Origin of the sequence: Dactylosporangium sp. CS-047395, assembly GCF_050942185.1 — a bacterium.
Lineage (GTDB): Bacteria > Actinomycetota > Actinomycetes > Mycobacteriales > Micromonosporaceae > Dactylosporangium.
Map to the genome: position 1 here is coordinate 8808199 of NZ_CP192015.1, position 14796 is coordinate 8822994.

Genomic DNA, 14796 nt, shown 5'->3' on the forward strand with positions numbered 1-14796 from the left:
GCACGCTCGCCCCTTGGGACAATGCGGCCGTGCAGTCTCCCCGCCCCCGGCCCTACGTGCTGCTGAGCTGCGCGATGTCGCTGGACGGGTACCTCGACGACGCCACCGACGAGCGCCTGGTCCTGTCCAACAGCGAGGACCTCGACCGCGTCGACGCCATGCGGGCCGGCTGCGACGCGATCCTCGTCGGGGCCAACACGATCCGCCGGGACAACCCGCGCCTCATGGTGCGCGCCCCCGAGCGGCGCGAACGGCGGGCCGAGAACGGGCTGCCGCCGCTGCCGGCCAAGGTCGCGATCTTCGGCCACGGCGACGTCGACCCCGACTCCCGCTTCTTCACCGACGGCGACACCGAGAAGATCGTGTACTGCGCGACCACCACCGCCCGCCGCCACCGCGCCCGCATCGGCGAACGGGCCGAGGTCGTCGACGGCGGCGAGCCCGTCGACCTCGAACTGGCGCTGGCGGATCTCGCGGCTCGGGGAGTACAACGGCTGCTTGTGGAGGGCGGCAGCCAGATCCACACCATGTTCCTCACCGCCGGCCTCGTCGACGAGCTGCAGCTCGTGATCGCCCCGTTCTTCGTCGGCGACGGCCGGGCCCCGCGCTTCGTCGGCGACGGCGCCTTCCCCTGGCACCCGGGCCATCGTGCCACGGTGGTGGATGTACGCCAGATGGACGACGTGGTACTCCTGCGCTACGCCCTCTCCGACCGATTCGAGGCCACATGATCGACGCGCCCTTCCACGTCCCGGACGCGCGGGCCGCCATCTCGGAGCGCGTCCAGCGCCACCGCCGCCCGCGCGGCGGCAACGGCCCGCAACGCGCGACGTTCGCCCTCCTGGCGGTGGCCCTCGCCAACGCCGCGGTCGTCGAGGCCCTGTTCTGGACGGCGTCGGACGCCCCCAACATGATGCTGTCGGTCGGCCGCTTCCTGGGCCTGCACGCCGCGGTGCTACTGGCACTGCAGCTGGTGCTGGTAGCCCGGGTCCCCTGGCTGGACCGCCGGCTGGGCATGGGCCAGCTGACCGCCTGGCACCGCTGGGTCGGCCTCGGCCTGGCCTGGACCATCCTCGTCCACGCCACCCTGGCGTCGTGGGCCTACGCGATCGTCAACAACTGGCCGTTCAGCACCCTGGCGTCGAAGTGGCTCGGCTCGCTGGGCACCCTCGCCGGCATCATCTCCGGCACCGTCCTGCTGCTCGTCGTGCTGTTCTCGACCCGCGCGATGCGCCGCCGGCTGCCGTACGAGCTGTGGCACCTGATCCACCTCGGGACGTACGCGACGGTGGCCTTCGCGATCGTCCACCAGACCATCGAAAACCCCATCTCCCAGCCCGCCACCTGGGCCAAGGCCTACTGGTGGCTCCTGTGGACGGTCGCCATCGGCCTGTTCGTCTTCGGTCGCATGCTGCTGCCCCTCTACCGCAACCTCCGCCACAACCTGCGCGTCTCGGCCGTCGTCCCGGAATCCGACAACGTGGTCTCGGTCTACGTCACCGGCCGCGCCCTGCACGCCCTCCCGGCGGAAGCGGGCCAGTTCTTCCTGTGGCGCTTCCTCACCCCGACCAGGTGGTGGCAGGCGAACCCGTGGTCGCTGTCGAAGGCCCCCGACGGCAAGGCCCTACGCCTGACCGCCAAGGCCGTGGGCGCGGGCAGCGCGGGCCTGCGCAACCTCCGCGTCGGCACCCGCGTGATCGTCGAGGGCCCCTACGGCTCCTTCACGAGCAAACACCGCACCAAATCCGCCACGCTGCTCATCGCCGGCGGCGTGGGCATCACGCCGATCCGGTCGCTGCTGGAGGAACTGTCCGGTTCCATCATCGTCTTGTACCGCGTCCGCTCCGAATCCGAGGCAACACTGAGCACCGAACTCCGCGACCTCGCCCGCGCCAAGGGCGCACAACTCATGCTGGTCGTCGGCCGCACGCGCGACTCGGACCCGCCGCCGTTGAGCCCCGACCACCTGCTGAAAATCGTCCCCGACATCAAACAGCGCGACGTCTACGTCTGCGGCCCGACGGCGATGACGAACGCGGTGCTGGCCTCTCTGCGCAAGCTCGGCGTCCCGAAAACCCAACAGCACGCCGAAATCTTCGCCATGGCCGACTAGGCCCGCGCGAGGATCGCCCGGGCGTAACGGTCGCACTCGTCGGGAAAGTGCGCGAAGAACTTCACGGGCGCGACCGCCTCGATCTCCAGCAGCGACATCCCCCGCGGCGCGTCCGGATCCAAAATGAAGTCCAGCCGCACCGACAGCGGCGGCGGACATCCCGCCGGCAGCAACGACACCAGCGCCGCATACGTCTCCGCGACGAGCGTGCGCTGCGCGTCGGACAGCGGCCCGTACGGCCGCGGATCCGGATGGAACAGCCGCTCGGCAGTGCCGGGCCGCAGAATCGCCGCCTTCGTGATCGCGTGCGAAACGGAACCGTCGAGGGTCAGCACCGCCAGCTCCCGATGCACGTCGATGGCGGCCTGATACGGCTGCACCAGAGCCGTCCCGACGTTGCGCAGATGCGTGGCCAGCGCGGGAAGGTCGTCGAGCCCGAACTCCACCGCACCGAGGGCGCCGCCCGACGACAGCGGCTTGGCGACGACGGTCCGGCGCGGCGAGTCGGGCGGCGGGAAGAGCGAACGCAGCGCGTCGAGGTCCGGCGTCCCGGTGATCACGTGCGTCGGGACCGTCGGCACGCCCAGAGCGGCCAGCCGCAACAGGTACGTCTTGTCCGACCCCAGCTCCACCACCGGAGGCGGATTGAGCACAAGCGTGCCCTCCGCCACGCGCGCGTGCAACCAGGCGTGGAACTGCGGCAGCTTCGGCCACATGCTCCACGGTGACTGCAGCACCAGCACGTCGTAGGTGGTCCAGTCGTGCTCCGGGCCGTCCCACGCGGGCTGGGCGGTCTCGGCGCCCAGCGCCCGCAGGCGGGCGGCGACGAGCGGGGTGTCGGCGTCCTTCCACAGCGGCTCCGGAAATCCGGCCGACGTCACCAGAGCCACGCGCATGCAGCGACGGTGTCACGGGGTGCGGGAAGGGTCAACCAGGTGCGGCTCGGTGGCCGGCCCTCACGAAACCGAGCTGCACGCCGAAGTCAGGCTCGGACCGGTTGGACATTCGTTGGGAGCGCGCCTTGGGACTCACCGTTTTCGTGGTACTCGTGGTGCTCGCCGCGGGTGCCGAAGCGTTGCTGCCCCGGCGCAACCGGGTGCGGCCCGAGGTCGTTGAAGAGCATCAGGACGAAGACCTGTCGTTTGTACTGCGGTCAGGGCTCGCACCCATCCGCGGGTACGCCGAGATCCTCGGGGACCGCATGGACGGGGACGACGACCGGCGCATGATCCGGGCCATCGAGCACCACGCCGATCGCCTGACCGATCTGGCCGACCGGCTGGCGCCGACTACTTCTTGTTCTTCTTCCGCGGCTTCACGGTGATGTGGATCGGCGTACCCGTGAAATCGAACTCCTCGCGCAGCTTGCGCTCCACGAAGCGGACGTAGCCCGGGTCCAGCACGCCCGTCGTGAACAGGACGAACTTCGGCGGGCTGACGCCGGCCTGGGTGGCGAACAGCACGCGCGGGGCGCGGCCGCCGCGGACCGGGTGGGGGGTCTGCTGGACGAGCGCGGTCAGCCACTGGTTGAGCTGGCCGGTCGGGACGCGGCGCTCCCAGTTGGCCAGGGCGGTGCGCAGGGCGGGCGCGAGCTTGTCGACGGCGCGACCGGTGAGCGCGGAGACGTTGACCCGCACGGCCCAGGGGACGCGCCGCAGTTCGCGTTCGATTTCTTTGCCCAGTTGGTACCGGCGGTCGTCGTCGACGAGGTCCCACTTGTTGAAAGCGATGACGAGGGCGCGCCCCGACTCGATGACCATCGTGATGATGCGCTGGTCCTGCTCGGAGATGACCTCGCTCGCGTCGAGCAGGACGATCGCGACCTCGGCGGCCTCGATGGCGGCGTTGGTGCGCAGCGAGGCGTAGTACTCGGTGCCGGAGGCGTGCGCGACGCGTTTGCGCAGGCCGGCCGTGTCGACCAGGTGCCACGTCTCCCCGCCGAACTCGACGAGGCTGTCGACCGGGTCGACCGTGGTGCCGGCGACCGAGTCGACGACCGCGCGCTCCTCCTTGGCCAGCTTGTTGAGCAGGCTGGACTTGCCGACGTTGGGGCGGCCGACGAGGGCGATGCGGCGGGGGCCGGCCTCGCGCGGTTCGGCCGGGCGGGCCTCGGGCATGTGCTCGAGGATCTTGTCGAGCAGGTCGCCGGAGCCGCGGCCGTGCAGGGCCGAGACCGGGAACGGCTCGCCCAGGCCGAGGCCCCAGAGGCTGGAGATCTCGCCCTCGATGCGGGCGTTGTCGACCTTGTTGGCGACCAGGATGACCTTGCTGGCGCTGCGCCGCAGCATGCGGACGGCGGCCTCGTCGTCGGCGGTCGGCGGGATGGTGGCGTCGACCACGAACAGCACGACGTCGGCGGTCTGGGCGGCGATCTCGGCCTGGGTGGCGATCGCCTTGGCGCGCTCCCGGGCGTCGGGCAGCCAGCCGCCGGTGTCCACGACGGTGAAGTGCCGGCCGGTCCATTCGGCGTCGTAGGCGACCCGGTCGCGGGTCACCCCGGCGACGTCCTCCACGACCGCCTGCCGACGCCCGAGGATCCGGTTGACCAGGGTGGACTTGCCGACGTTGGGCCGCCCGACGACGGCCACGATGGGCAGGCTCAGATCGACGTCCGACTCGCCCGACCCGATGCCGGGGGCCTCGCGGTCGACGTCCGCGGGCGGTTGGTTCACGCCGTCACCTTGTCGAGCATGCGTTGCAGCCGCTCGACCACCTCGTCGATGCCGAGCGCGGTGGTGTCCAGGACCACGGCGTCGTCGGCCTGGCGCAGCGGGTCGGCCGCGCGGGTCGAGTCGAGGCGGTCGCGGCGGGCCAGGTCGGCGGCGGTCGCGGCCCGGTCGGACGCGTTCTCGCTGCTGCGGCGGCGGGCCCGCTCCTCGGCGTCGGCGGTCAGGTAGACCTTCAGGTCGGCGGCGGGCGCCACGACAGTGCCGATGTCGCGCCCTTCGACCACGATCCGCTCGGCCTCGGCGATGATCTCGCGCTGCCGGGCGACGAGGAGCGCGCGCACGGCCGGGACCGCCGAAACGGCCGACACCGCCCGGGTGACCTCGGGCCCGCGGATCTCCCGGTCGACCCCGACGCCGTCCACGCTGATGTGCGGCGCGGCGGGGTCGGTGGTGATCGTCAGCTCCACGTCCTCGGCGACCGCGGCGATCTTGTCGGCGTCGGCCAGGTCGACGTTGTCGCGCAGCACCGCGTAGGTCACGGCGCGGTACATCGCCCCGGTGTCCAAGTACCGCGCGTTCATCGCCTGGGCGACCCGGCGGGAGATGGTGGACTTGCCGGAGCCGGACGGCCCGTCGACGGCAACCACCAGTTGCCGGCCCTCGTCGTGCACGCCCGTCTCCTCTGACTCGATGAAGCCCTTCAAAACAGTACTTGACCCGCCGATGACGACCACCCACGGGAGTCAGCAAGGAGACGGGCCACCACACGAGTCCGACATATCCGAAATGTCCGGTCCCACATCCGGACCCATCGTTTCGTCGGCGGCGGGCAGCCTGGCCAGCACGGAGTCGGCGATGTCCAGCAGCGCGTCGACCTGTTCGGAGGTCAGGGCGTCGAAGAACCAGTGGCGTACGTGCGCAACGTGGCGCGGCGCCGCCGTGGTGACCGCCTCCCAGCCGGCGTCGGTCAGCACCACGAACGCGCCGCGCGGGTCGTCGGCGCAGGGCTCGCGGGCCACCAGGCCGCGGGCCGTCATGCGGGTGATCTGGTGCGTGAGCCGGGTCTTCTCCCAGTCGGCGGCGACCCGCAGCTGGAACACCCGCAGCCGGCCGCCCGGCGCCTCGGACAGGCTGACGAGCACCGCGTACTCGGCCATGGTGAGCCCGGTCTCACGCAGCAGCTGACGGGCAGCGCGCCGCTGGACCTCGGCGTTGAGCGCGAGATAAGCGCGCCAGGCCCGCTGCTCGCGCTCGTCGAGCCAGGGCGGCTCCGAATTCGTCACACCGAAAGTCTACGGTCATCGGTGACACATCACCTTGGGCCTGAGCTATGGTTTCGGTGACACGTCACCCTATGCGTGAAGGAACAACCACCATGACGAAGGTCGGGATCATCCTCGGCAGCACCCGCCCGGGCCGGAACGGCGAGGCCGTGGCCAAGTGGGTGTACGACATCGCGAGCCGGCGCTCCGACGCCGAGTTCGAGCTGGTCGACCTGCTCGACTACAACCTGCCGCACCTGGACGAGGCGATGCCGCCGTCCTTCGGGCAGTACGCCAACGAGCACACCAAGCAGTGGGCCGCCAAGGTCGCCGAGTTCGACGCCTACATCTTCGTGACGCCGGAGTACAACCACTCGACCAGCGGCGCCCTGAAGAACGCGATCGACTTCCTGTACGCCGAGTGGAACAACAAGGCGGCCGGTTTCGTGAGCTACGGCTCGGTCGGTGGCACCCGGGCGGTCGAGCACCTGCGGCTCATCGCGGCCGAGCTGCAGATCGCCGACGTGCGGGCGCAGGTGGCGCTGTCGCTGTTCAACGACTTCGAGAACTTCAGCGTGTTCAAGCCGGGCCCGCAGCACGAGGCCTCGCTGGGCACTGTGCTCGACCAGACCATCGCGTGGGGCAAGGCCCTGGAGACGGTCCGCAAGGCCGCCTAAGCCGCGGTCGCCCGGGCGAAGCGCGCGGCCAGTTCGGCACTGGCCGCGCGCAGCTCGTCCGGCCCCACCAGCTCGAACTCCACGCCGAACATGCCGAACCAGGCGGCCAGGCCGGTCCACGACCACGAGCCGGCCGTCACCCGGCAGCGGTCCGGCCCCTCGTCCTCGACCACGCCCTGCCCGCGAATCCAGTCGTTGGCGGCCGCGGCCGGGGCGTGCAGCACGGCGGTACCGCGGCAGGGGTATGGATCGTGCCCTTCGAACTTCGACGCGATGAACGCGGCCACGTCCGGTGCCGGCAGCGCGCGCGGCGTGAACCGCGGCCCGTTCGGCGTGCGCGGGACCATGCGGTCGACGCGATAGGTGCGCCAGTCCGCCCGGTCCAGATCGAAGCCGACGAGGTACCACCGGCCGCCCCAGGTGACGAGGCTGTGCGGCTCGGCCCGGCGCGGCGGGCGCTGCCCCCCCGGCCCCTCGGCCATCTCGCGGCGGCCCGCGTAGTCGAAGCGCAGCACCTCGCGCGCCCGGACCGCGGCGCCGATCGTGAGCAGGTGCTCGGCGTCGATGTCACCCTCCCGCCACGTGCTCTTGGGCACCCGCGTGACGCGCAGCGCGTCGACCCGGTGCCGCAGCCGCGCCGGCATGACCTGGCGCACCGTGGCGAGCGCCCGCAGCGCCGCCTCCTCCACGCCCTGGACCGACATCGTGGCCGTCTGCAGGGCCACCGCCACGGCCACCGCCTGGTCGTCGTCGAACAGCAGCGGCGGCAGCTCCGAGCCGGCGTCGAGCCGATAGCCGCCCTCGGGCCCGCGCGTGGCCTGGACGGGATAGCCGAGCTCGCGGAGGCGGTCGACATCCCGGCGTACCGTCCGCGGGCTCACTTCGAGCCGGTCGGCGAGGGTCTGCCCGGGCCAGTCGCGCCGAGCCTGCAGCAGGGACAGGAGCGCGAGCAGCCGGGCCGAGGTTTCGAGCATGGGTTCAGTATGGGCGCAGTACAGGACAGGGGCTGTCCGCATCCACTGCGAGGCTGCTCGCATGATTCGAACGCGAGGATTGACCAAGGACTTCGCCACCGGCCGCAAGACCAAGGTGCACGCGGTACGCGGGATCAGCCTGGACATCGAGCCCGGCGAGCTGGTCGCGGTGCTCGGCCCGAACGGCGCCGGCAAGACCACCACGATGCGCATGCTCACCACGCTGATCCAGCCGACCGCGGGCACCGCCGTCGTCGCCGGGCACGACGTGGTCGAGGAGCCGGAACGGGTGCGCCGCCGCATCGGGTACGTCGGGCAGGGCAACGGCGCCGCCCACACCCAGCGCGTCGGCGACGAGCTGCGCGTCCAGGGGCGCATCTACGGGCTGGACCGCCGGGAGGCGAAGCGCCGGGCGGACGAGCTGCTGGAGGCGCTCGACCTCGCCGAGCTCGGCGAGCGCAAGGTCACCGACCTGTCGGGCGGCCAGCAGCGCCGCCTCGACGTGGCCATCGGCCTGGTCCACGCGCCCGAGCTGCTGTTCCTCGACGAGCCTTCGACCGGTCTCGATCCGCAGAACCGGGCCAACCTGTGGTCGCACATCGCCCGGATGCGCGCCGAGCTCGGCATGACGATCGTGCTGACCACCCACTACCTGGACGAGGCCGACTCGATGGCCGAGCGCGTCGTGGTGGTCGACCACGGCGAGGTGATCGCCGACGACTCCCCGAACCAGCTGAAGGCCAAGCTGGCCGGCGACCGGCTGCTCGCGACCGGCGACGGCCCGGCGCTGGCGGCGATCGCGGCCGAGCTGCCGGGCGCCCGCGACCTGGAGGTCCGCCCCGACGGCATCGAGCTGCGGGTGAGCGACGGGCCGGCCGCCCTGCCCGAGCTGATCACCGCCGCGGCGGGTTCCGTTCGTACCGCCGAGGTGCGCCGCCCCACGCTCGACGACGTCTTCCTGGCCCTGACCGGCCGCAACCTGCGCGACGCCTGAGGAGTAGCCATGTCCGACATCGCCATCGTCGCGGGCCGTGAACTGCGCCCGCTGCTGCGCTCCCCGTTCTCGCTGATCTTCGGCATGGTCCAGCCGCTGGTGTTCCTCGCCCTGTTCGGCCCGCTGCTCAAAAGCACGTTCGGCGGCGACGTGTGGCAGTGGTTCGTACCGTCGATCCTGGTCATGACCACGCTGTTCAGCACGTCGACGGTGGGCGCGAACCTGCTGCAGGAGTTCCTGACCGGCGCCCACGAGCGGATGCTCGTCACGCCCCTGTCCCGCCCGGCGCTGCTCGTGGGGCGGGCGGTCAAGGAGATGGTCCCGCTGGCCGGTCAGGCCCTGGTGATCGTGCTCGTGATGCTGCCGTTCGGCTTCAGGCTGTACACCGGCGGCGCTCTTCTCGGCCTGGTGCTGCTGGCGCTGTTCGGCGTGGGGCTGGGGTCGCTGAGCTATGCCCTCGCGGTCGCGGTCCGGCGCACGGACTGGATGTTCTGGGCCGTCCACCAGACGCTGCTGTTCCCGCTCATGATCCTGTCCGGGATGCTGCTGCCGCTGGAGTCGGGGCCGGCGTGGATGCGCACCGCGGCCCACGTCAACCCGCTGGCGCACATGGTCGCCGCCGAGCGTGACCTGTTCGCCGGCCACATCGCGACGTCGACGGTGGCCTGGGGCTTCGTGGCCGCGGCGCTGACCGCGGTCGTCGGCCTGGCGGTCGGCATCCGCGCGATGCGGCGCTCGACCTGAGGCCCCCGGTCCCGGCCCGCGACAGGCGCGGCGCTCGACCTGAGGCCTTGAGCGGGGCTACTCCCCGACGGCCTTGAACAGCGCTCCGATCTCGGCCTGCGACAGGTGCCGCGTGCGGCCCGGTCGCAGGTCACCGAGGCGGATCGGGCCGATCTGGGTGCGGATGAGTCGCACCACCGGGTGCCCGACGGCGTCGAACAGGCGCCGGACGATGTGGTTGCGGCCCTCGTGCAGGACCACCTCGACCAGGGCCACCTTGCCGTACGCGTCGACCACCTTGAACGCGTCGACCTTGACCGGCCCGTCCTCGAGGGTCACCCCGGTCTTGAGCTCGCGCCCCATCGCGCGCGGCACCGGGCCGGGGATCTCGGCCTGATAGGTCTTCGAGACCTCGTACGACGGGTGCATCAGCTTGTGCGCCAGCCCGCCGTCGTTGGTCAGCAGGATGAGGCCCTCGCTGTCCTGGTCGAGGCGCCCGACGTGGTACACCCGGGTCTCGATGTTCGGCACGAGGTCCGAGATCGCGTTGCGCCCCTTGTCGTCCTCCATCGTGGAGACGACGCCGCGGGGCTTGTTCAGCGCGATGTACACCATCCGCGTGTCGGTCATCAGCCGCGACCCGTCGACGTGGATCGCGTCCTGGGCGGCGTCGGCCTTGTCGCCGAGCGTCGCCTCCTTGCCGTTGACCGTGACCCGGCCCTCGTCGATCATGCGCTCGCAGGCCCGCCGCGACCCGAGCCCGGCGGCGGCCAGGATCTTCTGCAGGCGCTCCTCGTTGCGCGGGCGCACCGCGTCCGGTGGGGCATCGAAGGCGGAACCGGTGAACTGCTGACCGGTGGATTCGGCATCGGGCTCAACGCTGGGCATCGGCGATCTCATCTATGTCGTCGGGCAGGAACGGGGCGAGCGGGGGCAGCTGCTCGACGCTTTCCAGGCCGAGCTTCTCCAGGAAGAGCGTCGTCGTGCGGTACAGGAAGGCACCGCTGTCGGGCTCGCTGCCGACCTCTTCGATCAGCCCCCGGGTCACCAGCGTACGGACCACACCGTCACAGTTCACACCACGGATGGCGGAGATGCGCGATCTGGTCACGGGCTGCTTGTACGCGATCACGGCCAGTGTTTCCAGGGCGGCCTGGGTGAGCCGGATCTGCTGACCGTCGAGCACGAACTTCTCGACATAGGCGGCATACTCGGGCCGGGTGTAGAGCCGCCAGCCCCCGGCGACCTTGCGCAGGTCAAACCCGAAACCCATGCTCGTGTACTGCGCCGCGGCCGCCTCCAGCGCCGCCAGCACGCGCTCGACGGGCTGGTCGAGCACCTGGGCGAGGGTGACCTCGCTGGTCGGTTCATCGACGACCAGGAGGATGGCCTCGACGGCGGCCTTGAGCTCGGCCTCGCCGAGTTCAGGCTTCGGCTCTTCTTCGACGGCCGCGGGCGCTTCGACAACGGCCGCTTCAACAACGGGCGCTTCGACGGGCTCCTCAACTTCGACGGGCCCCTCGACAGCCGGCTCTTCAAGCCCCGGCAACGTCTCGACAAGAGCTTCGGGCTCAAGTTCTAATTCAGGCGCCGGTTCCGATTCAGGCGCCGAAATCGCCTCAACCTCGGCTACAGCCTCAACCTCAGGCTCAGCTTCAGCCTCAACCTCAGCTACAGGCTCAGGCTCAGACTCCGGCGATGGCTCAGGCTCCGGCGACGGCTCAGGCTCCGAGGATGGCGTGGGCGCGGGCTCCTCGTCGTCGGACTGCCACTGCAGATCGGGAAACGCGGGCGCCGCGGAAGGGTCGGGCTTCGGACGCGCCCACGGAGGCACCCAGCTCGCGGCCTGATCGGCCAGCGAACCCGTCGGCTTGTCGTCCTCGTTCACTCGTCCACCTCATCGTCCCCAACCGCCGCGCCCTCAAGCGACTCCGAAGCATCCAACGAACCACCGGATTCCGCCAATTCGGCGGTCGCCGGCGCCGCGGGCGTGGGCGCGGACGACCCGTCGTACTCCTCGACCTCGATCTCCACGGCGGCGCCGTCGGTGGCCGTCCAGCGCACGAGGAGCTCCCCCAGCGCCTGGACCTGCTCGAATTCGATGAGATTCTCGCGGTACAACTCGAGGAGAGCCAGGAACCGGGCCACCACTTCGAGGGTCGTCTCGCAGTCGACGCACAGCGCGGCGAACGTGGCCTCGCGCTGCTCGAACAGCCGGTCCCGCAGGATGTTGGCGTGCTCGCGGACGCTGACGCGGACCTGGTGGATGTGGGCGACGGAGACGACCGGCGGCACCTTGGGGGTGAACGCGCGCACCGCCAGCTTGAGCAGCCGCGCCGGCCCGACGCCGAGCACGAGGTCGGGCAGGGCCTCGGCGTACTGGGGTTCGAGCGAGACCGACCGCGGGTACCGCCGCGAGCCGATGGCCTCGAGCCCCTGGATGTGCGCCGCCGCCTCCTTGAACGCCTTGTACTGCAGCAGCCGCGCGAAGAGCAGGTCCCGCGCCTCCAGCAGGGCCAGGTCCTCCTCGTTCTCGACCGTGGCCGACGGCAGCAGCCGGGCCGCCTTGAGGTCGAGCAGGGTGGCCGCGACCAGGAGGAACTCGGAGGTCTCGTCGAGGTCCCAGTCGTCGCCCATGGCCCGGATGTAGGCGATGAAGTCGTCGGTCACCGTGTGCAGCGCGACCTCGGTGACGTCGAGCTTGTGCTTGCCGATCAGCTGCAGCAGCAGGTCGAACGGGCCCTCGAAGTTGGACAGCTTGACCTGGAACCCGGACGGCGCCGCGAGCGGGAGAGCCGGATCCGGGGACACTGCAGGAGCGTCCGCCACCGCGGGCGCGGGCGACTCGACAACCGGCTCAGTCACGCGACGAAACTAGCAGCAAAAACTAGAGTCGCCGCTCGGCCTGCTGGGCGATGACCTCCCGGGCCAGCTGCCGGTAGTTGCGCGCGCCGGAGGAGGCCGGGTCGAGCGTGGTGATCGGCGCACCCGCGACCGTCGACTCGGGGAACTTCACCGTCTTGGTGATGACGGTCTGGTACACCTTGTCGCCGAACGCCTCCACGACGCGCTGCAGCACCTGGCGGCAGTGCGTGGTGCGGCTGTCGTACATGGTGGCCAGGATGCCCTCGAGCTCCAGGTCGAAGTTGAGCCGCTCGCGCACCTTGTCGATGGTGTCCAGCAGCAGCGCCACGCCGCGCAGGGAGAAGAACTCGCACTCCAGCGGGATCATCACGCCGTGCGCGACGGTGAGCGCGTTGATCGCCAGCAGGCCCAGCGAGGGCTGGCAGTCGATCAGGATGAAGTCGTACTCCTTGAGCACCGGCCGCAGCACCCGCGCGAGGGCCATCTCGCGGGCGACCTCGGTGACCAGCTGGATCTCGGCGGCGGACAGGTCGATGTTCGCGGGCAGCAGGTGGAGCCCGGCGATGTCCGTCTTGATCCGGATGTCCTCGACCGTCACGTCGGAGTCCATCAGGATGTTGTAGATCGTGAGATCGAGGTTGTGGGGGTTGACGCCGAGGCCGACCGAGAGCGCACCCTGGGGGTCGAAGTCGACGAGCAGCACCCGCCGCCCGTATTCCGCGAGCGCCGCGCCGAGGTTGATGGTCGACGTGGTCTTGCCCACGCCGCCCTTCTGGTTGGCCATGGCGATGATCCGCGCCGGGCCGTGCCGGTCCATCGGCATCGGTTCGGGGATCGGCTTGCGCATCGTGTACGCGGTCGGGTCCGCCGGCCCGAGCTCCGCACCGAGGTCAAGCGAGGCCTGCTCGGCGCGCATCGTGGTGGTCCACGACTCCGCCTGATCGCCCATGCCTGTCATCGCTGTCTGCGCCCCTCCCGGCGGCATTGTCTCCACCCCGGGTGCCGATTCGGGCGTCGGCTTTCAGGGGGGAGCGAGTCAGCCGTTGCCCGACTCTACCGTCCCTGCAGGGTACAGAGCGCGCCGCGCGCCCGGCGTGTCGCGAAGCGCATCGTTGGGTACGGTCATTGCCGTGTTGGGACCAGGGGACGTGCTCGGCGACCGGTACCGCCTCGACGAGTTCGTCGCCAGCGGTGGCATGGGGCAGGTGTTCCGCGCCACCGACAAGACCCTGGGCCGCACCGTGGCCGTCAAGGTCCTGCTGCCCGGCCACACCGCCAACGCCGAGTTCGGCGCGCGGTTCCGCTCCGAGGCCCGGATCATGGCCTCGCTCGGGCACCCCGGTGTGGTCGGCGTGTACGACTACGGCGAGACCCCCGAGGGCACGCTCTTCCTCGTCATGGCGTTCGTCGACGGCCGCCCGCTCGGCGAGCGGATCACCGCCGAGGGCACCCTGCCGGTCGACGAGACCCTGGCGATCGTGGCCCAGGCGGCCGACGCCCTGCACGCCGCCCACGAGAAGGGCATCATCCACCGCGACGTGAAGCCCGGCAACCTGCTGGTGAGCGCGAACGGCGGGGTGACCCTGGTCGACTTCGGGGTGGCCCGTTCGACATCGGTCACCTCGGTGACGAAGGTCAACGCCGTCATCGGCACCGCGCTCTACATGTCGCCGGAACAGGCGTCGGGCAAGCCCATCTCCCCGTCGGCCGACATCTACGCGTTGGGCGTCGTGGCGTACCACTGCGTGACCGGAGCCCCGCCCTTCACCGGCAACTCGCCGCTGGAGATCGCCATCAAGCACCTGCAGGACGAGCCGCCGCCGCTGCCGGACACGCTGCCTCCCGCCACCCGGGCCCTGATCGAGCGCGCGATGGCCAAGGACCCCGACGACCGCTTTCCCACGGCGGCCGCGATGGCAGCGGCCGCCCGAGCCGCCCGGGACGGAACCGCGACAGACCCGGCTCTGGTACCGCCTGTGCGTACCCCCGCCCCCACCACGATCATCACCCCGCCGACCCCCGGCACCCCCGACGACGAGCGGCCGGGCCGCCCGGTCTGGGTCCCGATCGTCGCCACCCTGGCCGTGCTGGCCCTGGTGACGGGCGTCGTCCTGGCGGTGGTCGCGCTGACCCGCAAGGTCCTCGAGCCCAATGTCCCGGGCGGCCAGCCCTCGTCCTCGGCCACGGCGACGGTCTCGACGACCGGCAAGGGTCCGGGCGCCCCACCCGCCTCGCACAACCCGACCCCCGGCACGTCGGCGGGCAACAGCAGCGCCCCGAACACGGCCCCGCCCAGCTCCCCCGCCCCGGGCACCGAGGCGCCGGCCTCACCGACGCCGACGGTGACCAAGACCACGGCCCCGCCGCCGACCACTGAGGCCCCGCCGCCGCCCCCGCCCCCGGCCTCGGTCGAAGCCACCCTCGGCAACGGCGGCTGACGGCCGTTTCGCGAGCTCCTGCCCCATTTGCCGTAGTCCGGACGGACGACGAAAAATCCCCCTACCGTGTGCAACCCTTCC

16 protein-coding genes are annotated in these 14796 nt (G+C 71.1%); 7 read left to right on the forward strand and 9 right to left on the reverse strand.

Annotated features, from left to right (window positions below):
• Positions 1-74 precede the first annotated feature (74 nt).
• The gene (locus ACQP00_RS41105; protein ID WP_433224158.1) at positions 75-731 is read left to right on the forward strand and encodes a RibD family protein; all 657 of its coding nucleotides are present in this window, start codon (positions 75-77) and stop codon (positions 729-731) included.
• Positions 728-2113 carry a ferredoxin reductase family protein gene (locus ACQP00_RS41110; RefSeq protein ID WP_433207308.1) on the forward strand — a complete coding sequence of 462 codons (1386 nt, stop codon included), beginning with the start codon at positions 728-730 and terminating at the stop codon, positions 2111-2113. Before ACQP00_RS41105 ends, ACQP00_RS41110 begins: the two co-directional genes overlap by 4 nt.
• Here the strand turns inward: ACQP00_RS41110 and ACQP00_RS41115 are convergent.
• Complete coding sequence (locus ACQP00_RS41115; protein ID WP_433207311.1) at positions 2110-3009, reverse strand: ATP-grasp domain-containing protein; 900 nt, start codon at positions 3007-3009, stop codon at positions 2110-2112. The genes ACQP00_RS41110 and ACQP00_RS41115 overlap by 4 nt on opposite strands.
• A gap of 152 nt (positions 3010-3161) precedes the next feature.
• Here ACQP00_RS41115 and ACQP00_RS41120 point away from each other — a divergent pair, with 152 nt between their 5' ends.
• Positions 3162-3437, forward strand: a complete 276-nt coding sequence (locus ACQP00_RS41120; protein WP_433207314.1) for a hypothetical protein — start codon at positions 3162-3164, stop codon at positions 3435-3437.
• Here ACQP00_RS41120 and der read toward each other — a convergent pair.
• The 3 genes from der to ACQP00_RS41135 form a co-directional block, all read right to left on the reverse strand.
• Positions 3403-4743 (reverse strand): ribosome biogenesis GTPase Der, encoded by a 1341-nt coding sequence (der, locus tag ACQP00_RS41125; protein WP_433224160.1) that lies wholly within the window; start codon positions 4741-4743, stop codon positions 3403-3405. The genes ACQP00_RS41120 and der overlap by 35 nt on opposite strands.
• Positions 4744-4781: 38 nt before the next feature.
• Complete coding sequence (gene cmk / locus ACQP00_RS41130; RefSeq protein WP_433207317.1) at positions 4782-5453, reverse strand: (d)CMP kinase; 672 nt, start codon at positions 5451-5453, stop codon at positions 4782-4784.
• Between the two features lie 72 nt (positions 5454-5525).
• Entirely contained in the window at positions 5526-6065 is a 540-nt protein-coding gene (locus ACQP00_RS41135) for a MarR family winged helix-turn-helix transcriptional regulator (protein WP_433207320.1), read from the reverse strand.
• 92 nt (positions 6066-6157) lie between these two features.
• On the opposite strand from ACQP00_RS41135, the gene ACQP00_RS41140 reads away from it, so the two are divergent.
• Entirely contained in the window at positions 6158-6721 is a 564-nt protein-coding gene (locus ACQP00_RS41140) for an NADPH-dependent FMN reductase (protein WP_433207323.1), read from the forward strand.
• On the opposite strand, the gene ACQP00_RS41145 is transcribed toward ACQP00_RS41140, so the two are convergent.
• Complete coding sequence (locus tag ACQP00_RS41145; protein WP_433207326.1) at positions 6718-7695, reverse strand: helix-turn-helix transcriptional regulator; 978 nt, start codon at positions 7693-7695, stop codon at positions 6718-6720. The genes ACQP00_RS41140 and ACQP00_RS41145 overlap by 4 nt on opposite strands.
• Positions 7696-7756: 61 nt before the next feature.
• Between ACQP00_RS41145 and ACQP00_RS41150 the strand changes: the two genes are divergently transcribed.
• Entirely contained in the window at positions 7757-8689 is a 933-nt protein-coding gene (locus tag ACQP00_RS41150) for an ATP-binding cassette domain-containing protein (RefSeq protein WP_433207329.1), read from the forward strand.
• 9 nt (positions 8690-8698) lie between these two features.
• Positions 8699-9433 carry an ABC transporter permease gene (locus tag ACQP00_RS41155; RefSeq protein WP_433207332.1) on the forward strand — a complete coding sequence of 245 codons (735 nt, stop codon included), beginning with the start codon at positions 8699-8701 and terminating at the stop codon, positions 9431-9433.
• A 57-nt stretch (positions 9434-9490) separates the two neighbouring features.
• Here the strand turns inward: ACQP00_RS41155 and ACQP00_RS41160 are convergent, their stop codons facing one another.
• The 4 genes from ACQP00_RS41160 to ACQP00_RS41175 all read right to left on the reverse strand — a co-directional run bounded on the left by ACQP00_RS41160 (position 9491) and on the right by ACQP00_RS41175 (position 13235).
• Positions 9491-10189: a pseudouridine synthase gene (locus tag ACQP00_RS41160; protein ID WP_433224162.1), complete on the reverse strand. Its 699-nt coding sequence runs from the start codon at positions 10187-10189 to the stop codon at positions 9491-9493.
• 97 nt (positions 10190-10286) lie between these two features.
• Entirely contained in the window at positions 10287-11300 is a 1014-nt protein-coding gene (scpB, locus tag ACQP00_RS41165) for an SMC-Scp complex subunit ScpB (RefSeq protein WP_433207335.1), read from the reverse strand.
• Positions 11297-12277, reverse strand: a complete 981-nt coding sequence (locus ACQP00_RS41170; protein ID WP_433207338.1) for a segregation and condensation protein A — start codon at positions 12275-12277, stop codon at positions 11297-11299. Before ACQP00_RS41170 ends, scpB begins: the two co-directional genes overlap by 4 nt.
• Before the next feature lie 22 nt (positions 12278-12299).
• Positions 12300-13235 carry a ParA family protein gene (locus ACQP00_RS41175; protein WP_350621314.1) on the reverse strand — a complete coding sequence of 312 codons (936 nt, stop codon included), beginning with the start codon at positions 13233-13235 and terminating at the stop codon, positions 12300-12302.
• A gap of 172 nt (positions 13236-13407) precedes the next feature.
• Between ACQP00_RS41175 and ACQP00_RS41180 the strand changes: the two genes are divergently transcribed.
• On the forward strand, positions 13408-14715 hold the full coding sequence (locus tag ACQP00_RS41180) for a serine/threonine-protein kinase (protein ID WP_433207341.1): 1308 nt from the start codon (positions 13408-13410) through the stop codon (positions 14713-14715).
• Positions 14716-14796: the final 81 nt, after the last annotated feature.